The sequence below is a fragment of the Chryseobacterium sp. JJR-5R genome (genome assembly GCF_034047335.1).
In the GTDB taxonomy this organism is placed as follows: domain Bacteria; phylum Bacteroidota; class Bacteroidia; order Flavobacteriales; family Weeksellaceae; genus Chryseobacterium.
In genome coordinates, this window is the sequence record NZ_CP139137.1 from 2,224,531 (window position 1) to 2,248,377 (window position 23,847).

At 39.6% G+C, this 23,847-nt stretch carries 23 protein-coding genes and 1 other RNA gene; 4 read left to right on the forward strand and 20 right to left on the reverse strand.

Annotated elements, in window-relative coordinates:
• Positions 1–56: 56 nt before the first annotated feature.
• On the forward strand, positions 57–719 hold the full coding sequence (locus SD427_RS09885; protein ID WP_320557629.1) for an NAD(P)H-binding protein: 663 nt from the start codon (positions 57–59) through the stop codon (positions 717–719).
• Positions 720–896: 177 nt separating this feature from the next.
• On the opposite strand, the gene SD427_RS09890 is transcribed toward SD427_RS09885, so the two are convergent.
• The 12 genes from SD427_RS09890 to SD427_RS09945 form a co-directional block, all read right to left on the reverse strand.
• Positions 897–1,475, reverse strand: coding sequence for a glutathione peroxidase (locus tag SD427_RS09890; RefSeq protein WP_320557630.1), 579 nt, complete (start codon positions 1,473–1,475; stop codon positions 897–899).
• A gap of 16 nt (positions 1,476–1,491) precedes the next feature.
• Complete coding sequence (locus SD427_RS09895; RefSeq protein ID WP_320557631.1) at positions 1,492–2,154, reverse strand: histidine kinase; 663 nt, start codon at positions 2,152–2,154, stop codon at positions 1,492–1,494.
• A gap of 53 nt (positions 2,155–2,207) precedes the next feature.
• Entirely contained in the window at positions 2,208–2,936 is a 729-nt protein-coding gene (gene kdsB / locus SD427_RS09900; protein ID WP_320557632.1) for a 3-deoxy-manno-octulosonate cytidylyltransferase, read from the reverse strand.
• Between the two features lie 17 nt (positions 2,937–2,953).
• A complete protein-coding gene (locus SD427_RS09905) occupies positions 2,954–3,175 on the reverse strand; it encodes a hypothetical protein (RefSeq protein ID WP_320557633.1) in 222 nt (73 codons plus the stop codon).
• Positions 3,176–3,330: 155 nt separating this feature from the next.
• Positions 3,331–3,543 (reverse strand): hypothetical protein, encoded by a 213-nt coding sequence (locus SD427_RS09910; RefSeq protein ID WP_320557634.1) that lies wholly within the window; start codon positions 3,541–3,543, stop codon positions 3,331–3,333.
• An 83-nt stretch (positions 3,544–3,626) separates the two neighbouring features.
• Positions 3,627–4,880, reverse strand: coding sequence for a pyridoxal phosphate-dependent aminotransferase (locus SD427_RS09915; protein WP_320557635.1), 1,254 nt, complete (start codon positions 4,878–4,880; stop codon positions 3,627–3,629).
• A gap of 48 nt (positions 4,881–4,928) precedes the next feature.
• Positions 4,929–6,644 (reverse strand): phospho-sugar mutase, encoded by a 1,716-nt coding sequence (locus tag SD427_RS09920; RefSeq protein ID WP_320557636.1) that lies wholly within the window; start codon positions 6,642–6,644, stop codon positions 4,929–4,931.
• Between the two features lie 261 nt (positions 6,645–6,905).
• On the reverse strand, positions 6,906–7,607 hold the full coding sequence (locus tag SD427_RS09925) for a GIN domain-containing protein (protein ID WP_320557637.1): 702 nt from the start codon (positions 7,605–7,607) through the stop codon (positions 6,906–6,908).
• 4 nt (positions 7,608–7,611) lie between these two features.
• Positions 7,612–8,124: a hypothetical protein gene (locus tag SD427_RS09930; protein ID WP_320557638.1), complete on the reverse strand. Its 513-nt coding sequence runs from the start codon at positions 8,122–8,124 to the stop codon at positions 7,612–7,614.
• Positions 8,121–9,353, reverse strand: coding sequence for an ATP-binding protein (locus SD427_RS09935; RefSeq protein ID WP_320557639.1), 1,233 nt, complete (start codon positions 9,351–9,353; stop codon positions 8,121–8,123). Before SD427_RS09935 ends, SD427_RS09930 begins: the two co-directional genes overlap by 4 nt.
• Before the next feature lie 10 nt (positions 9,354–9,363).
• Positions 9,364–10,314 (reverse strand): glycosyltransferase family 2 protein, encoded by a 951-nt coding sequence (locus tag SD427_RS09940; protein WP_320557640.1) that lies wholly within the window; start codon positions 10,312–10,314, stop codon positions 9,364–9,366.
• 15 nt (positions 10,315–10,329) lie between these two features.
• On the reverse strand, positions 10,330–10,929 hold the full coding sequence (locus tag SD427_RS09945) for a DUF4199 domain-containing protein (protein WP_320557641.1): 600 nt from the start codon (positions 10,927–10,929) through the stop codon (positions 10,330–10,332).
• Between the two features lie 131 nt (positions 10,930–11,060).
• Between SD427_RS09945 and ffs the strand changes: the two genes are divergently transcribed.
• Positions 11,061–11,158: signal recognition particle sRNA small type (ffs, locus tag SD427_RS09950), an RNA gene on the forward strand.
• Positions 11,159–11,267: 109 nt separating this feature from the next.
• Here the strand turns inward: ffs and SD427_RS09955 are convergent.
• The 5 genes from SD427_RS09955 to gyrA all read right to left on the reverse strand — a co-directional run bounded on the left by SD427_RS09955 (position 11,268) and on the right by gyrA (position 18,073).
• On the reverse strand, positions 11,268–11,954 hold the full coding sequence (locus SD427_RS09955; protein WP_320557642.1) for a metal-dependent hydrolase: 687 nt from the start codon (positions 11,952–11,954) through the stop codon (positions 11,268–11,270).
• Positions 11,955–12,255: 301 nt separating this feature from the next.
• Positions 12,256–13,185, reverse strand: coding sequence for a 1,4-dihydroxy-2-naphthoate octaprenyltransferase (gene menA / locus SD427_RS09960; RefSeq protein ID WP_320557643.1), 930 nt, complete (start codon positions 13,183–13,185; stop codon positions 12,256–12,258).
• 73 nt (positions 13,186–13,258) lie between these two features.
• Entirely contained in the window at positions 13,259–14,095 is an 837-nt protein-coding gene (locus SD427_RS09965; protein ID WP_320557644.1) for a 1,4-dihydroxy-2-naphthoyl-CoA synthase, read from the reverse strand.
• A 319-nt stretch (positions 14,096–14,414) separates the two neighbouring features.
• Entirely contained in the window at positions 14,415–15,452 is a 1,038-nt protein-coding gene (locus tag SD427_RS09970) for a hypothetical protein (protein WP_320557645.1), read from the reverse strand.
• Between the two features lie 26 nt (positions 15,453–15,478).
• Positions 15,479–18,073, reverse strand: a complete 2,595-nt coding sequence (gyrA, locus tag SD427_RS09975) for a DNA gyrase subunit A (protein ID WP_320557646.1) — start codon at positions 18,071–18,073, stop codon at positions 15,479–15,481.
• Between the two features lie 153 nt (positions 18,074–18,226).
• Here gyrA and SD427_RS09980 point away from each other — a divergent pair, with 153 nt between their 5' ends.
• On the forward strand, positions 18,227–18,535 hold the full coding sequence (locus tag SD427_RS09980) for a DUF4286 family protein (RefSeq protein ID WP_320557647.1): 309 nt from the start codon (positions 18,227–18,229) through the stop codon (positions 18,533–18,535).
• A 578-nt stretch (positions 18,536–19,113) separates the two neighbouring features.
• Entirely contained in the window at positions 19,114–19,653 is a 540-nt protein-coding gene (locus SD427_RS09985) for a DUF3828 domain-containing protein (RefSeq protein WP_320557648.1), read from the forward strand.
• A gap of 43 nt (positions 19,654–19,696) precedes the next feature.
• Here the strand turns inward: SD427_RS09985 and SD427_RS09990 are convergent, their stop codons facing one another.
• From SD427_RS09990 to uvrA, 3 genes are all read right to left on the reverse strand, one after another.
• Complete coding sequence (locus tag SD427_RS09990; RefSeq protein ID WP_320557649.1) at positions 19,697–19,831, reverse strand: bacteriocin-like protein; 135 nt, start codon at positions 19,829–19,831, stop codon at positions 19,697–19,699.
• A 154-nt stretch (positions 19,832–19,985) separates the two neighbouring features.
• Positions 19,986–20,396 carry a hypothetical protein gene (locus tag SD427_RS09995; protein WP_320557650.1) on the reverse strand — a complete coding sequence of 137 codons (411 nt, stop codon included), beginning with the start codon at positions 20,394–20,396 and terminating at the stop codon, positions 19,986–19,988.
• 346 nt (positions 20,397–20,742) lie between these two features.
• Positions 20,743–23,574 carry an excinuclease ABC subunit UvrA gene (gene uvrA, locus SD427_RS10000; RefSeq protein ID WP_320557651.1) on the reverse strand — a complete coding sequence of 944 codons (2,832 nt, stop codon included), beginning with the start codon at positions 23,572–23,574 and terminating at the stop codon, positions 20,743–20,745.
• Positions 23,575–23,847: the final 273 nt, after the last annotated feature.

The window sequence follows — 23,847 nt, forward strand, 5'->3', positions numbered from 1 at the left end:
TTAATTTCAAATTTAGTAATTTTAAGAAACAAACATCATTACACAAAAAATATTGTATGAAAGCTCTCGTCATCGGTGCTACAGGCGCTACAGGAAAAGATTTGGTTAAACAGTTGCTCAGTGACCGTGACTTCGAACAAGTCGATATCTTTGTAAGAAAGCCTGTTAATATCCAGGATCCTAAAATGAAGGTACATGTGGTAAATTTTGATCAGCCTGAGGAATGGAAACATAAAGTAAAAGGTGATGTGGCATTTTCCTGCCTGGGAACCACCTTAAAAGCTGCAGGAAGCAAGGAAGCCCAGCGAAAAGCAGATTTTGACTACCAGTTTGAATTTGCAAAAGCAGCGAAAGAGAATCATGTGGATGATTATATTCTGGTTTCTTCATATGGCGCAGACCCGAAATCTAAAATTTTCTATTCCAAGATGAAAGGCGAGCTGGAAGAAGCGGTCAAGGAACTGCATTTTGAGAAAATCACCATTTTCAGGCCGGGAATGCTGGACAGAAAGGATTCTGAACGGGCCGGTGAAGTATTGGGCGGAAGAATTTTGAAGTTTGCCAACAGATTAGGCCTTTTGGAAAGCCAGAAACCCCTCCCAACGGATGTTCTGGCAAAAGCCATGATCAATTCATCTAAAATCAAAAGCAACGGATATTCCAGTATTGAGCTGGGCAATATTTTCGGTTTTGCAGAGAAAACCAATGAACAGCATTAACGCTTAAGTTATTACCATTGATTTTATATCCGGCAATTTAAAATAGAATAAAATCTGCGACGAATAATACTGTAAAACAGATTTAAATATATTCTAAAAAAAGCAGCTCCACTCAGTTTAATATTAAAATTATTATATTGAGTGGAGCCGCTTTAATTAATTTTATGACTGAAAAATTTACTTCAGATACTTAGTGATGGCTTCATCAGTAGGCTTTGTTGAGCTTACAAAAGAATCGATCAGTTTTCCGTTTTCATCAATCAGGAATTTAGTGAAGTTCCACATGATGGTCGAGTTTTTCACACCGTTCAGTTCTTTTTCGGTCAGGTATTTAAAGATCGGAGCGGTATCACTTCCTTTAACGGAAACTTTTGCCGCCAGCGGAAATGTTACCCCAAAGTTTTTCTGGCAGAATGCACCGATTTCCTTATTGGTCCCCGGTTCCTGGCCTCCGAAATTGTTTGCCGGAAATCCTACGACTACCAGTTTGTCTTTATATTCCTGCGCTACTTTTTCAAGATCGGCATACTGCGGCGTAAAGCCACATTCTGAAGCAGTGTTGACGATAAGGATTTTCTTTCCTTTAAAATCGGCAAAATTAATTTCCTTGCCTTCTTCCAGGGCCGGAACCTTGTAATCATAAATTGATTTCCCCATAAGTTCTTTGGTTTTAGCTTTAGACGCTTCGCTTTTTTTCTGTGCACAGCTGTTAAAGAATGCAACAAAAGAAAGGAGCATTATAAATAATCTTTTCATACTATTTTTATTTAATTTAGAATTTAAACGTATTCGCAGGAAATACTTTATTGATGTCAATCCTGTTGATCATCATCACGTAATCTCCGTCTTTTTTGGTACTGGAAGATTCTATCCTGAAAGGCATCGAAAGGTTTCCCACTTTTTTGTATTCCGAATAATCCAGGGTTTCTTCTTTTTTTATTTCCCTTAGCAGCATATAGGTCCGGGTATCGAAATAATACATGTTTTTGTTGACATTCTTTGTCAGCTCAACTTTGTGACAATAGATGCTTCCGATCTTTTCCTTTCCCAGGTATTTCGCTTCAAACCCTTTGTTTTCCCAGTCGATAAAATCGTTATCAAAGCTTTCCGGAACATATCCTGCATACTCCTGGACTTTGTTGTTGGCATAGTTCATCGCATAGCCTTTGGATCCGTCATAGCCTTCTATAGCCGTATCTTTTCCGCTGATGGTAATCACTGTTTTTGTAAGATTCGGGCGCTGCTGGTAGATTTTTATCGGATATTCATCTTTAACCCCCAAAATAACTTTCCCCTGAAGCACTACTGAATTCAACAACTTCCAATTGGTTAAGCCTCCGGATAATTCTATATTTTTATCGATGATTTCCTTTGCAGTCTGCGCAAAAGACCATTGGGAAAATACCAGGACGAAAACTAACAGTAATTTCTTCATTCAATTTATTTATAATTTCAAATATAAGCTTTTATTAATTCATGATGTATGCGTTAATCAGAAAGTAATTTCCTTGCTTTTTCCAGGTCTTCAGGCGTATCGATCCCTACCCCGATAAAATTGGTTTCTATCATCTTGATTTTCATGCCGTATTCCAGGTAACGGATGCATTCTATTTTTTCTGCAATTTCCAGAGGCTTCATCTCCAGTTTTGAAAACTGGATTAATGCATGTTTTCTGAAAGCGTATACCCCGATGTGCTTAAAATAGCTTGCCTGATAAGAAACTTCCCTGTGAAAAGGAATGACAGACCGGCTGAAATAAAGGGCAAAACCGTTATTGTCCGTAATCACTTTTACATTATTCGGGTTTTCAATCTCTTCTTTTTCAGTGAGCCTGATTTTTAATGAAGCTAAAGAAATTTCCTGATTTTCATCATTGTGGAATACTTCAATCAGCTGTTTCAGCGGTTCTAATTTAAGGAATGGCTCATCTCCCTGGACATTGATCACGATATCACAGTCGATATGCTGCACGGCTTCCGCAATGCGGTCGCTTCCCGTTTCATGCCGGCCGGTCATTACCGCTTTGCCGCCGCTGCTCACAATCTCATCAAAAATAATTTCCGAATCCGTTGCGACAAAAACTTCATCAAAAAGTCCTGTTTCCAAAACATTCTTATAAGTTGTCGAGATGACGGTTTTTTCTCCGAGCATCTGCATCAGCTTTGCCGGAAAACGGATGGCTTCGTAACGGGCAGGTATTACTGCGATGATTTTCATAGGTTGAATATAATAGATTAATCTTTGTAAAAATAGGCCGTTTCAGGCTTTCCTTTCAATTTCATGCCATGAAACCTGGCTCTGATGATGTTACTGGCGAGAAGCTTAAGTTCAATAGAAACAAAATCCGGATCATAATTATATTTATCATAGGCAGAAGGCTTGATAATCTTAATAAACAGCCTGTAATTAATGGAATCTTTAGTTTTATAGGTGAATCCGTAATTATAAAACGGCAACCCGTCAAACCTAAATAACTGAGACTTTTTATCAAATTCAAATCCTCTGAACCTTTCGAACTGTGAACTGCAGTTTCTTAACAGGCTCCATTTTGAATCTGAAACTGGTTCGATTGGATCTCCTTTCCTTTTGACAATAAATTCACTTCCATCGATCAGTCCTGGATATATCGCATACTTGTTTTTTTGATAATCAGCTTATTGACCTTTTTATCCGGCCCTAAATCCAGTTCTAAAACTTTTACACTGTCTTTATCTTTGATGATTTTAGCATCACAAACCCCGTATTTGCTGGAAAACGTATAATTGTTAAGATAGGTCTGCTTTAAAGTAATAGAATCACATGCTTTATCGATAGGATAAAGCACGTAATCTTCTTTTTTACAAGAAATTATAGTACTGCTTAATAGTACTGTAAAAATAATTTCTTTAAAGCATCTCATAACGGGTCTTATTTCAAGGCATTCAGAGCCTTTTCCAGCTTCGGCATCATTCCTGAAATTTCTTCAGTTGCCAGGCCACCTACAGAAGCCCGGAACCACGGCTCGGATTTTTCTTCCCCGAAAGCAGAGAAAGGAACCAGAGCTACTCCGGCATCATTAATCAAATAGAAAACAAGATCGGAAGAATTTTCAATAAGGGAACCGTCCGGTTTTGTTTTTCCGATATAATCCAATTTAATGGTAAGGTAAAGTGCGCCCATCGGTTCAATACTGTCTGCAGCAAAGCCTTTTCCTTTTAAATCCTGAATCCCGGCATGAAGAACCTTTAAACTGGCTTCCAGTTTCCCTTTGAAATCTTCTACAAAAGTATTGACATCATCAGGGTTCTGAAAATATTTTGCCGTTGCTTCCTGTTCCGGTTTAGGAGCCCATGCTCCAACGTGTGTCAGTAAAGCTTTCATTTTATCCATGATATGGGCAGGACCGAATCCCCAGCCAACACGAACGCCTGTTGCGGCAAGGCATTTTGAAATACCGTCGATATAAACGGTATATTCTTTCATTTCAGGAAAAAGCGATACCGGATCTACGTGTTCCGCCCCGAAAGTAAGGTTAGAATAAATCTGGTCATACATCAGGTACAACGGCTTTTCACCTTCGCTTCTCTGTTTGTTCTCTGCTATAACCAGCTCACAGATTTCTGACAGCTGTTCTTTGGTAAACATGGTGCCGGTAGGGTTTAACGGTGAGCAGAGTGCCAACAGGACGGCTCCTGATAAATGAGGCTTCAGATCATCAGCTGTAGGAAGGAAATTATTTTCAGGTGCTGTTTTCACTTCTACAGCATCAGCAGAAGTAAGGTATGCGTAATGGTTGTTATTCCATGAAGGGACAGGATAAATCACTTTATCGCCTTCGTCTACAATGGTCTTATAAACTGCATAGATCAGAGGTCTTGAACCGGCTGTAATTAAAATATCATTGGCTGAATATTCTAAATTCCATCTTGTTTTCAGGTCTTTTGACACTTCTGTTCTCAAAGATAAAAGTCCGTTAGCCGGCGGATAATTCGTCAGATTATTCTGATACGCTTTCTGAATCTCTTCCTTTAACTTTGCAGGAATAGGATAAATATTAGAATTCAGATCACCGATGGTAAGGTTTGCTATTTCTGCTCCTTTTGCCTTTAAATCATTTACTTCGTTACCAATTTTTACAATTTCAGAACCAATCAGGTTCGCCGCTAATTTTGAAACTTTCACTTTACTTTTATTTATTGTTACTTTATTACTGTTATAAATTATAAGCTATTAATTTAATTTCAGGTCGTTTTTTACCTGATTAATTTTCTCTTCCAAAGAGACTAATTTGTCTTTAAAGTCTGATTCGGAAGCAACAGAATCTTTTACTGAAATATAGAACTTGATTTTCGGTTCTGTCCCGGAAGGCCTTACGCAAACTTTTGTGCCGTCCTGCGTATAATAGATCAGGACATTTGATTTAGGAATGTCATTCATTACCAGTCTTTCATTCTTTGAAACCACAAAATTGGTCTGTTCCTTGAAATCCTTCACTTCTTCCACCGGAGAACCGGCCAGATGTTTCGGAGGGTTTTCGCGGAAGTCCTTCATCATATTCAAAATCTCTTCTGCCCCGTCTTTTCCTTTTCTTACCAGGTTGACCAGTCCTTCATAATACATTCCGGTTTCCTGGTAAATCTCAATCAGATACTGGTACATAGTCCTTCCGTTGGCTTTGCACCATGCTGCAATTTCACATGCCAGTACAATGCTTCCGCATGAGTCTTTATCACGTACGAAATCCCCGGTCATAAATCCGAAGCTTTCTTCTCCGCCGCAGACAAACTGTTCTTTTCCTTCCGCCTCGCGGATCATCTTGCCGATCCATTTGAAACCTGTCAATCCGGCCTTGCACTGCACTCCGAATTTCTGGGCAATATCAAAGAAAATATCAGAGGTTACAATCGTAGAACCGATAAATTCGCTACCGGTAATCCTTTCCTGTTTTCTCCATTCGTTCAGGATATAGTAGGTAAGGATTGTATTGCACTGGTTCCCGTTCAGCAGCTGCATTTCGCCATCCAGGTTTCTTACGGCGATCCCCAGTCGGTCACCGTCCGGATCAGTCCCGATTACGATATCGGCATTGGTAATTTTTGCCAGGTCCATCGCCATTTCCAGTGCTGCCGGCTCTTCGGGGTTCGGGGAATCTACGGTCGGGAAATTTCCGCTTGGGATCATCTGTTCCTTTACCAGGTCTATTTTTTTGAATCCTGCTTTCTGCAATGCTTTAGGAACGGTGGTATAGGTGGTTCCGTGGATGGATGTGAATACGATATTCAGGTTTTCCTTCCCCACATTCTGATAGGTAGAGTTTTTGATACAGGCATCAATGTACACGTCATCCTGCTGCTCCCCGATCCATTCGATCAGGTTATCATTGCCGCTGAATTTAATTTCATCAAATTTTACAGAAAGTACTTCACTGATGATCGCTTCGTCATGCGGCGGAACAATCTGCGCTCCGTCATTCCAGTATACTTTGTATCCGTTGTATTCCGGCGGGTTATGTGATGCGGTAAGGACAATCCCTCCGTGGCACTGCTTTTCTCTTACGGTAAATGACAATTCGGGCGTAGGCCTGTGGTCTTTGAACAGCAGGACTTTGATCCCGTTTGCCGTTAAGACATCGGCAACCAGTTTACCGAATTCTCTCGAGTTATTCCTGACATCGTATGCAATGGCTACTTTTATTTGTTCATTGGGAAACTGCCTGATCATGTAATTGGCAAGTCCCTGGGTAGCCTGACCTAATGTATATTTATTTAAACGGTTGGTCCCGACACCCATTATTCCCCGCATTCCTCCGGTTCCGAATTCCAGTGCCCTGTAAAAAGAGTCCTCCAGGTCCGGTGAATTGCCTTCAATTAAAAGTTGAACCGCACTTCTTGTTTCGTTATCAAATGATTCATGCAACCAAAGTTTTGCTTTTTCTAATGTTGTCATAGGTGTATCTTGTATTCTTGGGCCGGAAGTTAAGGAATGGGAGACGGGAAGCCTTCCAGCTTTAACTCCCAGCTTCCTGTTGTGATTATTCTTTTATTTGGTTCCTGAATGCTGCAATCTGATTTATAAGACTGTAGCTTTCATTGTATATTGGATTTAAATCTTTTTCTGAAATATATTTCTGTTTCCTGATTTATAGAAACACGTATCACTCACTTCAGCTAAAGAACGGATAAGTATCCTAAAAGCTATCTATCTATCTTAATCCAGTTTCTTATTTTCAACACGCGTATCCCTGTCTATTTTAAAAGCCCGGATCGGGTCATTGTAATAGATAAATTTTGCGGTATTCTGAACATGCCCCTTCAATGAATCCAGCACATTGACTTCTGCATAATTCCCGTTTTTAGAATCAATGTTCAGGTTTTCAATTTTCCAGTAAGGAGCGATAAGGCTGGCCGTATCGGAAATTTTAATCAAAACGTCTTTGCTTTGCCCCAAAAAGTTGGCACGGCTCCGGTTCAGCATTTCAACTTCTGCCCTCCTGGTGTTCACTGACCCCATAAATGTAGCATAATTTTTCAGATTGAGCCTAAAATTATCCGTCTTAATTTCACTTGAAATATTCATTTCCACAGAATCGGCAATGGCTATTTTTTCCAGGTTGTATTTTGAATAAACCGTTATGTTATAAAAGTCCACCCCTTTTGTGCCGCGCTTTTCTTTAATGGAAAGTGTTTTGTCATTGACATCAACGTCAAGATTATCTGCTACGTTAGGATAGGTTTCTATCTCTACAAAGTTCTTGGTTCCCCGCGCATAGAATACACGGAATTTCCCTTCCAGATCAAGATTTACAAATTCCGGGACTTCCACATCTTTCCGTTCGATGGTTCCTTCAGGAGAAACTTTCCCGCAGGAAACTACCGTCATCAAAAGAAATGTGTACAATATTTTTTTCATTTATTTAAACTACAACTATATTAGTTTGCATATCTATTCTAAAACCATGTTCACGTTGAAAGGATTTTTTAAATTCATTATCAATTACTACAAATTTTCCTTTCTTCTTATGATTACAACCAAATACTTTTTTATGGACAAACAACTTCAGTTGTTCAGGGTGAAATTCTTTTAAAAAATTGATTGTACTTACCAACTGACCAAGCATTTCACCAGCATTTAAACTTTTTTTATCTTTCAATTCTATTAAGTATAAATGTCTATCAGTCATTAACATTCCTTCACATCTTCCTCTTCCTTTAAATTCATGATCATGAATAACACACTTGTCGATAGCTATAAATATAATATCATAACCTTCCCCATTGTTTCCTCTATCATTTATAACTTCTGCCTGCCAGGTCTCTTTATCGGTTTCAATTATATATACAGGAGTTCCGTCTTCATTATCATTTAATCCGAAACTCCTTTTATTCTTTGGAATCTGTTTGCATTTTTCTTCAAAAAAATTTATCATAACTGTTCTTCCAATTCTAATAATTTATCAAAAAGATCATTACTTTTTTTTAATCCGATATTTAAAAAGTTATTATCTGACGGAATTCCTTCAAAATTAGGAAGTAATCTTAAAGTTCCACTTTCTTCATTCATTTCATAAATAGAAATTTCAAAAGGATCAATAAATAAATCTGAAGATAAAATATCTTTCAATTTTTTTTCAACAATATTATTTTTACTTTTGACAGCTTTATTAAATAATATATGTCCCTCAATCATAATTCCTATAAAGCTCATTAAATAAGGACTGTGAGACGTAATAATTAATTTATTTCCAAGAATCTTATTATTGTTTGATACTAAATTTTTAATGATCTCAAATTGTGAATATGGAAACAAATTCTGCTCCGGTTCTTCAACAATATTAAAAAATACATTTTTATTAAACTTACTTGATAATGTAGAGATTGTAATACGTTTTTGTTCATCAGTCAAATTTTTATCAGACCAAATCTTATCAACATTCAATCTAAATCTAAACTGTTCTTCAATGCTCATAGATTCTCTGTGACCAACCTTGGAATCAACAGAATTTGCTAAATAATTTGTAACTAAAAAAAGTGGAATTGAAGATTGAAAACCACTAGAAGATTCAGTTAAAAAAACTTTATAATCAGAACCTTTTAAATTTACAACATCATTTAATTTATCATATTCAATTGACAAATTATTTATGGGAAAATCAATCGAATTCTTTAAAGCATTTTTTGCATTATTAAATTCTGTAAGAAATTCATTTAAAGCATCTGAAGATAGTTTTAATTCATTTGGGGTTTTTACATAAGAGATAAAATTTCTTTCAGAAGGAATATACATTATTTGCGGCAAGCGATAATCACCATTAAGATTTATAGCTACCGTAAAATTATCATCTTTATAATAAAAACTATATGCATCTCCAATATATTCAATTGTTGTTTTTTTATCTATCCAAAAATAATTTTCTAATCTATGATAAGTTAAAAAATGATTTTTAAATCTATTTTTTCGCGTCAACCACTTTTCATCAAAATCTCCTCTGGTTAAAGCTTTTTCGATCCACATAAAGGTTGATACCAATTTAGCAATTGTACTTTTTCCTGATCCTTGATTACCTATGAATATAGTATTTTTAGAAATTTTAATCCAACCGTCATTTTCTAAAAGTCCCTCTTTTATAGGTCCAAAATTTTTAATTCTGATCTTCATAGCTAATATTTTAAATTACTTCATCAATATTATAGTTCTTGTGCTCTCTGTTGGTCCTGATGATCATTTCCCCCAGGAAGCCTGCAATAAAAAGCAATGTTCCCATAATCATCATGGTTAAGGCGATAAAAAACCACGGATTATTGGTAATCAGGTGCCCGTAAATTCCTCTGGCCACATCAATCAGTTTTGAAAGCCCCAGCCATAACGCCGAAAGAAAACCTACGATAAACATGATTGTTCCCACGGCACCGAAGAAATGCATTGGCCGCCCGCCGAAGCGGCTTACAAACCAAAGGGTTACCAGATCCAGGAAACCGCGGATAAACCGTTCCGTACCGAATTTAGACGTTCCGTAAGGTCTTGCCTGGTGCTTCACTTCTTTTTCCGTGATCCTTCTGAAGCCTGCATTGGCTGCCAGAACCGGAATGTACCGGTGCATATCCCCATAGACGTCAATGGTTTTCACCACCTGTTTTTTATAAGCTTTCAACCCGCAGTTGAAATCGTGAAGCTCAACGCCTGAAACTTTTCTTGCCGCGGCATTAAATAATTTCGAAGGGACATTTTTCGTCATGACATTGTCAAATCGCTTCTTTTTCCAGCCGGAGACGATATCATAATTTTCAAGGACCACCATATTGTACAGTTCAGGGATTTCTTCAGGAAAATCCTGTAAATCCGCGTCCATGGTAATAATGACATCGCCTTCCGTTCTTTCAAAAGCGGCATGCAGTGCCTGCGATTTCCCATAGTTTTTAGAAAATTTAATAGCGTGAATCTGAGGGTGCTGCACCTTCAGGTTTTCAATAATACTCCATGAAAGATCGGTGCTGCCATCATCTACAAACCAGATTTCGTAGGATAAGCTGCTGGCCTGGCAAACGGTATCGATCCTTAAAAAAAGCTCTTCCAGAGAAGCCTCTTCATTCAATAGCGGAATAACTATGGATAAATTCATTTAATCTTGATAAAATTATTCTTGGTTTTCTGTTTCCTGATAGACTGTTCTCGTTCTGAAAAACGCTCCGAAAAACAAAGACAAAACTACGTAAAATATAAGAATTGCCGCAAAATATCCTGAAAAATGACTTACAGTAAGCATATCTTTTCCTTTAACGGCTTCAGGGGTAAAACTTTGAAGTCTTTCATTGTATTTCTGGTCCAGTTCGTCTATATCTTTCTGGTGTTTCAGAATTTTTCTTGCGGACGTATATTCTTTATCCAGTTCTGATTTCTGGCGGGTCACATACTGGTAATTCAGCAGTTTTTTTGAATCGGTATCTACAAAATTAAGGTATGCATACATGCTTAAAACCGAAAGGATGCCTCCGACGAACATGGGTACAAAAGCTCTTTTGAATGCATCTTTAAAACTGACCACCCGATGGCTGTTCCAGTATGATTTTACAGACCAGAAAGCAGTACCGGCATACAGCACAGGTAATACGAAAGCATTGGCTTTCAGCGATATATCGAAATAATCGATTCCCGAGTAAAAAGAATACACTACAAAAAAGACGGTCATTGTAGCGATAAAAAGTATAATTCCTAATGTTAATGGACTTTTTGTCATATGTAATTTTTTAGAAAAAAGTTGAAAATTTATTCCGTTACCTTTCAGCTGTTTAGCGCTGTTACTGCATTTTTTCGACTGTTTTTCTCTGATAATATTTTCAGGTTTGTAAAATATTCCTATCTTTGCAACGGCAAGTCCTAAACAACCAGCTCCTGAGAACCCTCCAGGGTGGGAACGCAGCAAAGGTAATTGGTCGTAGCGGTGTGATTTAGGTAGCTTGCCATTTTTTTTGTTTTAAACTGAAGTAAGGTAATTTGAGGATTATCTTTTTTTGTTTTTATATGCTTCAGCATTTTAATTTCAGTTTTCAAATTACCTTCTCCTTTATTTGTTATTTAAAATTCAAATGTTTCGCCCAGCGCAGGTAAAACAAGCTCTACATTTTTATCTGCAAAATGCTTCTGTGCTTCTTCATGGCTGATTTCAATTGCCGGAAACGTATCAAAATGACATCCGATTACTTTTGAGGTTTTCAAAAGCTCTGCAGCTGCAAAAGCCGCTTCTTTAGGCCCCATGGTATAATGGCTGCCAACAGGAAGAATGGAAAGGTCCAGATTGCCATACAGTTTCGGGAACAGCTCCATATCTGCCATAATACCGGTATCACCTGCCATGTAAAAATTTTTACCTCCAGGCAGCCTGAAAATATATCCTACAGGAACGCCTCCGTAGCTTCCGTCAGGGAAAGAACTTGTATGGTGGGCCGGAACCATGGTAATGGTAAGATCATCGATTTTTGCCGATCCTCCTAAGTTCACATCGTCTGTATTTTTTGCATTTTTAAAATACCCGCAGATTTCAGGGACAGCAATAACAGTAGCTTCAGGATGAAATTGTAAAACTTCTTCTACATCTGCCACATGGTCTCCGTGAGCATGAGTCAGCAAAATGTAATCAATTTTCTGAGCAGTGATATCAAAACCCGATTCCGCTTTTTTATAATTGTAAAAAGGGTCGCTTAAAATTGTTGTGTCTTTGTACGTAAACAAAAAACAGTTTTGTCCTAAGAATTGTATTTTCATTTTAATTTATTTATTATTTTTTAATTAATTTTTGTTTCTCCGAAATTAAAATAGTACAATGTAATTGTAATAATCCGGAATATTAAAACAGATATATAAGATTTTTTTTTCTGATGACAGACACAGTGGCTGTGGTTATGAGATTCGGCCCTATTATAATTCCGAATACAATGGATAAAATACCCTGTCAAGCGCGGATCCATTGAAGCTGTTAAGCATTCTTTGTAAACAATGAAACCGCACTTACAAAAGAAATATCGGATAACTAAAAAAATACTAATCCGTTTTATCCATTTTTTATTTAACTGAAAAAATTAAGCCCGAAAGCCGTAAGAACAGCCATTACAAAAGTCATGATACCCACCTGTTTCAGGAACGGATCAAGTTCCCTCGGATTTTTTACGGCCATAATCTGTCTCCGCAGTTTCATTAACGGAAGAAGTAAAATCATAACGATAAAAACATAGTAATTCTGAGTCTGGAAAAATCCGTTAACCCCGAAAAATACGAGCATCAGAATCAACGGAAGCTGCAACAGGACCATTTCGTAGATCATGGCATTTTTAAAGCCGATCCTTAAGGCAAGGCTGTTTTTCCCTGATAAACGGTCGCTTTCGATGTCTCTCATGTTATTCAGGTTCAGGACAGCCATGCTCATCATCCCGATGGCCGTTCCCGGCAGCAGCATATCCCAGCTGAATGTCTTTGTGAAGAGAAAATAACTTCCGCATACTGAAACCAGGCCGAAGAAAATAAACACGAAAAGATCACCTAACCCCATATATCCATAAGGTTTTTTTCCTACCGTATACCCGATTGCCGCCAGAATACTTGCCACTCCCAGCCCGATAAAAATATAAAATTCATTCATATATCCAGGGATAAAAGCAACATACAGAAGGGCAACCGTTGCCGCAAATGACAAGATAGATAAAAGGATAACCGCGCTTTTCATTTGTTTAGCCGTAATTTTTCCGGACGCCACGGCTCTTGATTCTGCCTCTACAGCTCTTTTTGCATCGGTGCCTTTTATCCCGTCTCCGTAATCATTGGCATAGTTTGATAACACCTGATACAGCAGGGTCACTAAAAGCGCCAGGGCAAAAATTTTCCAGTCCCAGGTTCCGCCTTCACCGTACAGCCTCCATTTTGCGATGAATGAACCCATGATGATCCCGCTTAACGAAAGCGGCAATGTTCTAAGCCTTGCGGCTTTTATCCAATCTGACATAATTTTATAAGTGATGGGTAATGAGTAATAAGTAATGCCGGTATTGCTGATTAATTATTACCAATTACTGATGTTAAGAGATCCACTGATCTTTTCCAAAGTCCGGCTTTCTTTTTTCCAGGAATGCATTCCTTCCCTCCTGTGCTTCTTCGGTCATATAGGCCAGGCGTGTCGCCTCACCTGCAAAAACCTGCTGCCCCACCATTCCGTCATCGGTAAGGTTCATGGCAAATTTCAGCATCCTGATCGAGGTCGGGGATTTGGCCAGGATTTCCTGTGCCCACTCGTAAGCGGTATCTTCCAGTTCGTCGTGAGGAATTACGGCATTTACCATTCCCATATCCAGAGCTTCCTGCGCGGAATAGTTTCTCCCTAAAAAGAAAATTTCACGGGCTTTTTTCTGCCCCACCATTTTGGCAAGGTAGGCAGAGCCATAGCCGCCGTCGAAACTGGTTACATCCGCATCCGTCTGCTTGAAGATCGCATGTTCTTTACTTGCCAGCGTCAGATCGCAAACCACATGAAGGGAATGGCCTCCGCCTACTGCCCATCCCGGGACTACTGCAATCACCACTTTCGGCATAAAACGGATCAGACGCTGAACTTCGAGGATATTCAGACGGTGCCTGCCGTCTTCACCCACATATCCCTGATGCCCTCTCGCTTTCTGGTCTCCGCCGCTGCAGAATGCCCAGCCTCCGTCTTTCGGGCTCGGCCCTTCTCCTGAAAGAAGGATTACTCCTATGGAAGGATCTTCTGAAGCGTCATAGAAAGCATCGTATAATTCGGAAGTTGTTTTGGGTCTGAAAGCGTTGCGAATTTCCGGTCTGTTGAACGCAATTCTCGCTACACCATTACATTTTTTGTAGGTAATGTCCTGGTATTCCCTGGCGGTTTTCCACTCGATCATTTTTGTAAAAATTTTTCTCAAAGATACGGAATTGCAGAGAATTTCAAGGTTGATTTTTAAGGATAATGCATGGAAATCAACAGTAATTTCAAGACTTGGATATTTTATTTAACAACAATATTATTATAATCAGAAAATTTAATACTGCTGTTTTATATCAAACTTGAAAACAATTGATTATAAACAAGTTATGGATTTTAATCTTAAGTGTGGATTAACCGTTATTTCCTGGCCGGCATTGTTTTTCGTTTTAAAAAATGCCACTAAAAAACCGGAACAAAATGCTCCGGTTTGTATATTTAATCCTGGTCTGGCCGGATTATTTCGGCTGCTGTGCCTTAAGTTCTGTTTCCTTAACTTTCATTTCATTGTATTTAGCCGTATTCTTAGTGGTGTTGTAGATGTCTTTTAACACCTGAACACTATTGATATCGGCAGGTACAGCCTGGTACCATTTTTCAGCATAAGGGGTTGCTTTCATGAACCTTTCCTTTCTGGCTTCAATTAACCTGGTTGCTTCATCCGGCTTGGTTTTTCTCACCGCGTTGATATCGGTTACCGCTTTTTCATCGTCCCCGATTACCGTATACACAAGGTTCTGGTAAGCATTGGAAAAATCAGGTTTAAGATCAATGGCTTTCTGGAAAGAGGCAACAGCTTCGTTTGCCGTCTCAGGATTTTTACCCTGAAGCACGCCTAAGTTATACCAGTTGGTGGCATCGTTAGGGTTTTTAGCCAGCTGCTCTTTTAAATTCGCCATGAATTTATCCGTATTTCCTGAAGCGTATAACGCTGTTCCCTGGTATTCTTTTAACTTAGCGTTATTCGGAAACTTGGCCAGGCCTTTTTCAATAATCGCCAAAGCTTCGTCGTTTTTCTTGGCGTTCAGCAATAGGGTTGACATTGTTTCATAAAGGTCTGCTTCCACACTTGGAGACTGTTCCGTTTTGAAATCAGAGTAATCTTTGGATGAAGATTTTTTCAGCAGTTCCCAGGTAGCTTTATCATAGCTTGATACCTGGCCCGTTTTGTTTTCTTTCGCCGTATAGGTAGTTTCCACGCCTGTATAACCCGAGTTGATCAGGTCTGAATAGATTTTTGTAGCCTGGTCTATATCATTTGCCAAAGCATAATTAAGACCTGAATAATACATATACACTTTATTATCCTGACCACTTGTTTTAAGCAAGTTGTAAACTTCCATAAACTTAGGGGCAGCAGCTGCATAGTTTTTTGCACCGTACGCATCCATTGCCGCTTTGTTAGCTTCCTGTAGCTTAGCGTTTGCATCTCCTGCCTTCTGCCCGAAAGCAAAAGCTGATGCTACGATAGCCATACCTAAAATTAGCTTTTTCATAATCACTATTTTAAATTAATTGTATACTATTGTTCTTGAGAATCAGAATTTTCATTTCCCTCTGCAGGGTTCTGGCCTTCTTCAGCCTGAGGTATTTCTGTATTGTTTTCCGGACTATCCGCCGAGGCCTCTGCTCCTTCTTCACTTTCTTCAATCACTTCTTCCACCTCTTTGTCCATTTCTACTTTTGCAATGGCTGCAATTTCGTCATTTTTCTTAAGGTTGATCATTTTTACGCCCTGTGTATTCCTGCCCATCACCCTCATTTCATCCATGTTCATACGGATGGCCACACCTGATTTGTTGATGATCATCAGTCCGTCTTCGTCCGTTACATTCTGGATAGCGATCAGGTTTCCTGTTTTTTCGGTAATATTCAGGGTAATTACGCCTTTTCCACCTCTGTTGGTTTCTCTGTAGTCCAGCACTGCAGTTCTTTTTCCGTATCCTTTTTCAGAGATCACAAGAACCGTTTCATTTTCAAGATCATTGACTACAATCATGCCGATGGCTTCATCATTATCTTCCATGCTGATCCCGCGTACCCCGATAGAGCCTCTTCCCACTTCTCTTACTTTTTCTTCCGGGAAACGGATACATTTACCGTTTTTGGTTGCAATCATAATCTGGGACGTTCCGTTGGTAAGGTAAGCCCCTAACAATTGGTCATTGTCCCTGATTTCAATAGCATTTACCCCATTAATTCTCGGCCTCGAATACGCTTCAAGCGAAGTTTTCTTGATGGTCCCGTTTTTCGTCACCATCACCACGCTCATCTGGTTGACGTATTCCGAATCTTTTAAGTTATTGGTCCTGATGTATGCTTTGATCTTATCATCCGGCTCAATATTGATCAGGTTCTGGACAGCGCGTCCTTTGGATGTCTTGGAACCTTCAGGGATTTCAAACACCCTCAGCCAGTAACACCTTCCTTTTTCCGTAAAGAACAGCATGTACTGGTGGTTGGTTGCGGAAACGATATACTCCAGGAAATCTTCGTCCCTTGTGGTAGCCGCCCTGTTCCCTACGCCGCCTCTGCTCTGTATTTTATATTCTGAAAGTGAAGTTCTCTTGATATAGCCTGCGTGAGAAATGGTAAGAACCACAGATTCGTTCGGGATGATGTCTTCAATTGACATTTCACCACCTGAAAAATCGATTTCCGTTCTTCTTTCGTCACCGTATTTTTCTTTTACTTCAACCAGTTCATCTTTAATAATCTTAAATCTTCTCGGCTCATTAACCAGGATATCTTCAAGATCAGCAATTTCTTTCATAATGGTGTCATACTCATCACGGATCTTGTCCAGCTCCATCCCTGTAAGACGGGCAAGACGCATATCAAGAATAGCCTGGGCCTGGATGTCAGAAAGTTCGAATTCTGTAATCAATCCTTCTTTTGCCGCCTGAGGATTCGCACTGTGACGGATAATAGCAATGGCTTTATCCAGTGAGTCCTGCGTTCCGATCACTTTCATGAAACCTTCAAGGATATGCGCTCTTTCCTTGGCTTTTCTGAGTTCATACTCAGTTCTTCTGACAATGATTTCGTGTCTGTGCTCTACGAAATGATGAATAATATCCTTCAGGTTCAGCTGTTCCGGCCTGCCGTGTACCAAAGCAATGCTGTTGACACTGAAAGAAGTCTGAAGAGAAGTATATTTGTATAATAAGTTTAAAACCACATTAGGGATCGCATCATTTTTAAGTTCGTAAACAATACGAAGTCCCCGCCTGTCGGATTCGTCCCTGATCTCATAAATTCCCGGAATCTTGTCATCTTTCACCAGGTCAGCTGTTTTTGAGATCATCTCTGCCTTATTGACCTGATATGGAATTTCGTTGACAATAATAGCATTCCTGTTGCCGATTTCTTCAAAAGCTACTTTTGCTCTTAAAACGACCCTTCCTCTGCCGGTATGGAAAGCATCTCTGACACCGTCGTATCCATAAATAATACCTCCGGTAGGGAAATCGGGAGCAATGATATGCTGCATCAGCTCATCAATGGTAATTTCTCTGTTGTCAATGTAAGCACAGATCGCATTAACCGCTTCGGTTAAGTTGTGAGGTGCCATATTGGTGGCCATCCCTACTGCGATACCTGAAGTTCCGTTTACCAGAAGATTCGGGATTTTTGAAGGCATTACTGTCGGTTCCTGTAAACTGTCGTCGAAGTTATTCTGAAAATCCACCGTTTCCTTGTCCAGATCCGAAAGAATCTCATCAGAGATCTTTTTTAACCTTGCTTCGGTATAACGCATTGCTGCAGGCGGGTCGCCGTCCATGGAACCGAAGTTACCCTGGCCGTCCACCTGGGGATAACGTAGGCTCCAGTCCTGTGCCATTCTTACCATGGCATCATAAACGGAAGAATCTCCGTGCGGGTGATACTTACCCAAAACGTCCCCAACAATTCTCGCGGATTTTAAATATTTCCTATTAGAAAAAACCCCCAGTCCATACATACCGTAAAGTACTCTTCTATGAACAGGTTTTAAGCCGTCTCTTACATCAGGTAACGCTCTTGAAACGATAACCGACATCGAATAATCGATATAAGACGACTTCATTTCATCAACAATGTTGATAGGAATCAGTCTTTCTCCTTCTTTTTGCATAAACAATTTTATTATAATGATAGTCAGACCCTTAGCAGTACGCCTGAAAATTATCTTTTTGTATTTTTAATTGACGGGCTAATTTACGAAAAATTTGCCGATTTTTACGGGAAAATTTACGCATACAATCTTAAAAAATCATAAAATATGAGCATGCTGAGCATAACCTTCCACTGTACAAAAGATAATCTTGCTGAATGGGAAATTTACATGAATGAAACACTTGTTTTAATGGCGGAAAACCTGATGGATGTTAATAAATATATCCTCTCCGAAGTACACAGCGATTATATTGATGAAGGTAAAAATTATAACCTGCTTCTCCTTTTTGATAATCAGGAGGTAAGGGAAGATTTTGTTAAAAGCGAACTGCAGAATATTTCGGAACGGATTGAAATGAAATTTGGACAGGAAGTGATGATTTTCAATACTTTTCTCAATACAAAAACCTCAAGAATGTAAAAGATATAACAGGGCATACAATATATACACCCTGTACTGATTAACCGTTAAATGCATAAAGCCCGGAATGATCCGGGCTTTTTAATTCATCTTACCTGCCGTGGTGAGGTGGTCTCGGAGGTCTTGGAGGTGCCGGCGGATGGTGTAAGCATGAAGATACAACGGCAGCCATAGCCACAATCATCACTAATTTAGATACGTTTTTCATAACTTTTTTTTTAAATTCAGGGTAGAGTGATCAAGACAGATGCCAATTGTATGATCCGGAGCAAAACTTACGGTATAAAAGCAGAAGCACTGAAAATTCAGTGCTTCTTTTTCTTTTTTCTCATATTATCTGTGATGCCTGTTTCCGTGTCCGTGTCCGCAAACCTGGTGGCACCTTTGTTCCCTATGGCCCTGCTCCCCTTCTTTCATATCTATTTATTCTCTTCGTATGCTTGGCGGCATCCCTGAACAATACGTGAAAATACTTTTATCATCGGATTAGTTGTATTGATTTAAAGGTATATCAGAATATTGAAATTAATCCTAAACTAAAAATTTGTAAATTCACAAACCAACCGTCAAAGCCAATTATGAAACCATTATTTTTACTGCTGAGCATCTGTTTTATTTTCACAGGCTGCAGCAAAACAGAAAACCACACTGATCAGAATATCACTCAACGCATCCATCAGTTTTACACCACGTACGGCGCAGTCAGTGAAGAACTTTATGACAAACCTGTCAATGAAGACCTGTTTTCCCCTGAACTGAAAAAGGCACTTCATGATGCGGTCAATGCATCCAATGCAGATATGGAAAGAATTAAAAAAAGCAAATACCCGGACGACAAGCCTATGCTGCTGGAAGGCTCCGTTTTTACCAGCCAGTACGAAGGGTTTACTTCATACAAAATAAAGAAAATCCATACAGCAGATCCTTCGGATCAATCAGTAAAAGTAGATGTTGAGCTTGAAAATGCGGCGTTTTCGCCTAAAACGGTCTGGACTGATCAGGTACAGCTGGTAAAAACTGACGGCACCTGGAAAGTTGACAATATTTATTTTGGCGATAATCCGGATATAAAAGACCTGAAAACAAGTTTGCGGAATTTTGTTTCCGATGCAGAATAGCTGTACAATAAAAGCCGCCCCGTTTGTTGGGGCGGCTTCATTTTTAAGGGCATGTACCGATCGGGACGGTGCTGCATACTGTTTTGTTCAGCCGTTCACAATACACGCAGTATTGTTTAGGCTGGCCGCCGTACACGGATTTCAGATCGGCTTTACTGAGTTTCTTTAAATTTTTCATATTATTCTAATTGTATTGGTTGCTATCTATAAACGCAGGCTTTCAACAGTTATTATATTCCCTGTATAAAATATTCACAATCCGGTGTTTTAAAATTTAAAAACCATACAGAATTCTGTATGGCTTCTACAATATAAAATATTATGAATTTTAATTATCTGTTGTCAATTTCCAGTGTCACAGGCATCACATAAGTATAAGCCATCAGATCAGCAGTAGATGTTTTACGGCCTGTTTTGTAATAAGAACCCCTCAATACATTTTCAATTTCCTTACTTACGTTTTTACAGTCTCCTTTGGAACGGACATTTACAATTTTTCCATTGGGCGCGATTTCAAATTTCACTTCGGAATTTACAACCCCCTGCTTATAATCTCCATTGGTAAAGTCGAAATTATCAATCAGCATTTCCCTGATCTCTGTAAAGGCATCATTTTTATACAATTTAACTTCCTGGATGGTATTGGTATTCGTATCGGTTGTCTGTGCCTGAACCGTACTGAGGACGGCCACAGATCCGCAAACTAAAAGTGAAGCAAAGAATATCTGAATTTTATTTTTCATAACATCTGATTTTATAGATTGAACTTATTTTGTTGTATCTCTTTATCAAAGTTATGAAATAATTCATATTAAATTAATAATCAGTTAACATTCAGTTAACATAAAAACATATTTAACTGATTATCAATAATATAAATTTTAAAAATATTGAAAATTTAATATTGAAACTTAAATCCGGACGTAAAAAAGGCTGAATTTATAAAATTCAGCCAGATAATATTTGACAATCCTTCAATGATTCGCGTGCTTCTTAACAGCAATTTGAATAAGCACAAATCTTTAGATTTCCTTAATTTCAAAGAATTTTGAGTTTCTTCCATCCTCCCGCGATAAAATATTCATAGCTTTATTGCATTTCCTTCTTCAAAAACTTTCCGGTAAGACTCTTCTTAGACTTCACAATTTCTTCCGGTGTTCCTTTAGCAATGATTTCCCCGCCGTGTTTCCCGCCTTCCGGGCCTACATCGATAATATGATCGGCCAGCTTGATCACATCCATATTATGTTCAATGATGATGAATGAATTCCCCAGTTCTACCAAACGGTTGATGGCCTCCATCAGGATTTTAACATCTTCAAAATGCAGTCCGGTCGTGGGTTCATCCAGGATGTACAAGGTATTTCCAGTCTGCCTTTTGGCCAGTTCCGTAGCCAGCTTGATGCGCTGCGCCTCTCCTCCGGAAAGTGTAGTCGACTGCTGACCCATCGTGATGTATCCCAGCCCAACATCCTGCAGCGTTTTTACCCTTGCAAAAATTTTGGGAATCGGCTGGAAAAAATCTACCGCTTCATCAATCGTCATTTCCAGTACATCAGAAATTGATTTTCCTTTATAACGGACCTCCAGGGTTTCCCTGTTGAAACGTTTCCCGTTGCAGGTTTCGCAGTGCACGTACACATCCGGTAAGAAATTCATTTCAATGACTTTCAACCCGCCGCCCTGACAGGTTTCGCATCTACCGCCTTTCACATTGAAAGAAAATCTTCCCGGCTTGTACCCACGGATTTTGCTTTCCGGCAGTTCGGCAAAAAGATTCCGGATATCTGTAAACATTCCCGTATAGGTCGCCGGGTTTGAACGCGGCGTCCTCCCGATCGGCGTCTGGTCTACGTCCACAATTTTATCAATATGCTCAAGGCCTTCTACTTTCTTGTATGGCAAAGGCTCCTGGACTGCTCTGTAAAAATGCTTGTTGAGGATCGGGTATAAGGTTCCGTTGATCAGTGAAGATTTTCCGCTTCCGGAAATTCCTGATACCACCACCAGTTTCCCTAAAGGAACATCAAGCGTGACATTCTTAAGGTTGTTTCCGGTGGCTCCTTTCAGGATGATATGCTTCCCGTTCCCGGCACGTCTTTCCGTTGGAATTTCAATTTTTCTTTTCCCGTTGATGTACTGAGCCGTTATGGTATCCGCTTTGATAAGGTCTTCCGGTTTTCCCTGCCAAAGGATTTCGCCTCCGAATTTCCCTGCTCTCGGCCCGATATCCAGTACCTCATCAGCTTCCATGATCATATCTTTGTCATGTTCCACTACCAGTACGGAATTCCCGATGTCACGCAGGTTTTTCAAAGAGCTGATCAGCCTTTCATTGTCCCTCTGGTGCAGCCCGATACTCGGTTCATCAAGAATATACAGGACATTAACGAGCTGAGACCCGATTTGTGTCGCCAGGCGGATCCTCTGGGATTCCCCTCCGGAAAGGGTTCTTGAACTCCGGCTCAGGCTCAGGTAATCCAGGCCGACATCCAGTAAGAACTGAAGGCGGGTCTCGATTTCTTTTAAAATCTCGTGGGCGATAATGGCATTTTTTTCCGAGAATTTACCACGGACATCCGCCAGCCATTCCTTCAGATCAATTAAACTCAATCCATTGACTTCAGCGATATTTTTTCCGTCGATTTTAAAGCTTAAGCTTGAGGGCTGAAGACGGGTTCCTTTACATTCCGGACAGGTTTCTTCCGTAGTAAAGTGTCTTTCTAATAAAATCGCTTCGTAGGACTCCCTTTCTTCGATAAGTTCTTCTATGAAGGGAACCAGCCCGTCAAAACTGATCTTGATTTTTTTGGTAATGCCTGCGTATCTTAAGTCTTTGTTAAATTCTTTATGGCAGCCGTTATAGATATAGTCCAGGGCTTCTTCTGGGATATCTTTAAAAGGCGTGGTAAGGCCCAGCCCGAAAATCTCCAGGATGCTTTTAATCTGGGCAAGGATCCATTTGTTGGATTTTATGTCTTCCAGCGGCAGTAAGCCTCCCTGATTGACTGACAGCTTAGGATTCTCAACAAAATGATCGGTGTTGATTTTCTTGATCATCCCGAGTCCTTTACAACTCGGGCAGCTTCCTTTCGGTGAGTTGAACGAGAATGTATTGGGTTCCGGCAGCGCAAGGGAATGCCCGGTCTCGGCATCCATCAGGTTTTTAGAGAAATATTCAATATCCCTGCCTCCCAGCTTCTGGATTCCGATAATGCCGTCTCCCATATCCATTGCTGTACGAAGGGATTTTTCCATTCTGCTTTCGGAAGCACTTTCACCGATAATCCATCGGTCAATGACAATATCAATATCATGGGTTTTATAACGGTCCAGTTTCAGGTCATATTCAATATCCTGCAGTTCGCCGTCAATTCTTGCCTGTCCGTAGCCTTTTTTGGCCATTTGTACAAAAAGCTCATGGTAATGCCCTTTTCTGGAACGGACAACCGGTGCCATCAGCATAAGCTTTTCACCGCTGTAATTCTGTTTGATGGTCTCCAGGATCTGGTCTTCGGTATAGCTTACCAGTTTCTTCCCTGAAGTCTGAGAATAGGCATCCGAAACCCTTGCATACAGGAGTCTCAGGAAGTCGTACAGCTCGGTAACGGTTCCTACTGTAGAACGCGGGTTTTTGTTGGTCGTTTTCTGCTCAATGGCAATAACAGGGGAAAGCCCTTCTATCTTATCCACATCCGGACGTTCCAGCCCTCCCAGGAACTGCCTTGCATAAGCGGAAAACGTTTCAATGTAACGGCGCTGCCCTTCCGCAAAGATCGTGTCAAAAGCCAGTGAGGATTTCCCGCTCCCGGAAAGCCCGGTAATTACAACCAGTTCGTTGCGTGGAATTTTAACGTTGATGTTTTTAAGGTTGTGCTCGCGTGCACCGTAAACTTCAATATATTCTGTTGATTTACTCATAATTTGGTGTGATCCTACATGAAAATCACGCAGTGCAAAATTACGGAATTTTATGGAATTTCCGGTGTTAAAAAATGTTAGAATGGTCAACTGAACCGTACAGGAATTTTATTCCGAAAGAATGGTCAGTTCCGATATGTTTGCATATTGATTTAAGCAGGACTTATCTATTCTGAAAACAGAAATCATTAAAACCTGTTTAAAATTACTACAGACAATCGTTTAGGCAGGTTCTTAAAATAAAGAAAAAACCGGTAAAATATCACCGGTTTT

Bases quoted from the DNA above. Each gene is read 5' to 3' on its own strand.
- SD427_RS09990 (WP_320557649.1), bottom strand. From the start codon at position 19,831: ATGAAAAATTTAAAGAAACTCAGTAAAGCCGATCTGAAATCCGTGTAC.
- SD427_RS09895 (WP_320557631.1), bottom strand. From the start codon at position 2,154: ATGAAGAAATTACTGTTAGTTTTCGTCCTGGTATTTTCCCAATGGTCT.
- SD427_RS09920 (WP_320557636.1), bottom strand. From the start codon at position 6,644: ATGACAACATTAGAAAAAGCAAAACTTTGGTTGCATGAATCATTTGAT.
- SD427_RS09940 (WP_320557640.1), bottom strand. From the start codon at position 10,314: ATGAATTTATCCATAGTTATTCCGCTATTGAATGAAGAGGCTTCTCTG.
- SD427_RS09955 (WP_320557642.1), bottom strand. From the start codon at position 11,954: ATGAAAATACAATTCTTAGGACAAAACTGTTTTTTGTTTACGTACAAA.
- kdsB (WP_320557632.1), bottom strand. From the start codon at position 2,936: ATGAAAATCATCGCAGTAATACCTGCCCGTTACGAAGCCATCCGTTTT.
- SD427_RS09885 (WP_320557629.1), top strand. From the start codon at position 57: ATGAAAGCTCTCGTCATCGGTGCTACAGGCGCTACAGGAAAAGATTTG.
- SD427_RS09965 (WP_320557644.1), bottom strand. From the start codon at position 14,095: ATGATCGAGTGGAAAACCGCCAGGGAATACCAGGACATTACCTACAAA.
- uvrA (WP_320557651.1), bottom strand. From the start codon at position 23,574: ATGAGTAAATCAACAGAATATATTGAAGTTTACGGTGCACGCGAGCAC.
- SD427_RS09970 (WP_320557645.1), bottom strand. From the start codon at position 15,452: ATGAAAAAGCTAATTTTAGGTATGGCTATCGTAGCATCAGCTTTTGCT.
- gyrA (WP_320557646.1), bottom strand. From the start codon at position 18,073: ATGCAAAAAGAAGGAGAAAGACTGATTCCTATCAACATTGTTGATGAA.
- SD427_RS09935 (WP_320557639.1), bottom strand. From the start codon at position 9,353: ATGAAGATCAGAATTAAAAATTTTGGACCTATAAAAGAGGGACTTTTA.
- SD427_RS09925 (WP_320557637.1), bottom strand. From the start codon at position 7,607: ATGAAAAAAATATTGTACACATTTCTTTTGATGACGGTAGTTTCCTGC.
- SD427_RS09980 (WP_320557647.1), top strand. From the start codon at position 18,227: ATGCTGAGCATAACCTTCCACTGTACAAAAGATAATCTTGCTGAATGG.
- SD427_RS09945 (WP_320557641.1), bottom strand. From the start codon at position 10,929: ATGACAAAAAGTCCATTAACATTAGGAATTATACTTTTTATCGCTACA.
- SD427_RS09890 (WP_320557630.1), bottom strand. From the start codon at position 1,475: ATGAAAAGATTATTTATAATGCTCCTTTCTTTTGTTGCATTCTTTAAC.
- SD427_RS09995 (WP_320557650.1), bottom strand. From the start codon at position 20,396: ATGAAAAATAAAATTCAGATATTCTTTGCTTCACTTTTAGTTTGCGGA.
- SD427_RS09985 (WP_320557648.1), top strand. From the start codon at position 19,114: ATGAAACCATTATTTTTACTGCTGAGCATCTGTTTTATTTTCACAGGC.
- SD427_RS09930 (WP_320557638.1), bottom strand. From the start codon at position 8,124: ATGATAAATTTTTTTGAAGAAAAATGCAAACAGATTCCAAAGAATAAA.
- menA (WP_320557643.1), bottom strand. From the start codon at position 13,185: ATGTCAGATTGGATAAAAGCCGCAAGGCTTAGAACATTGCCGCTTTCG.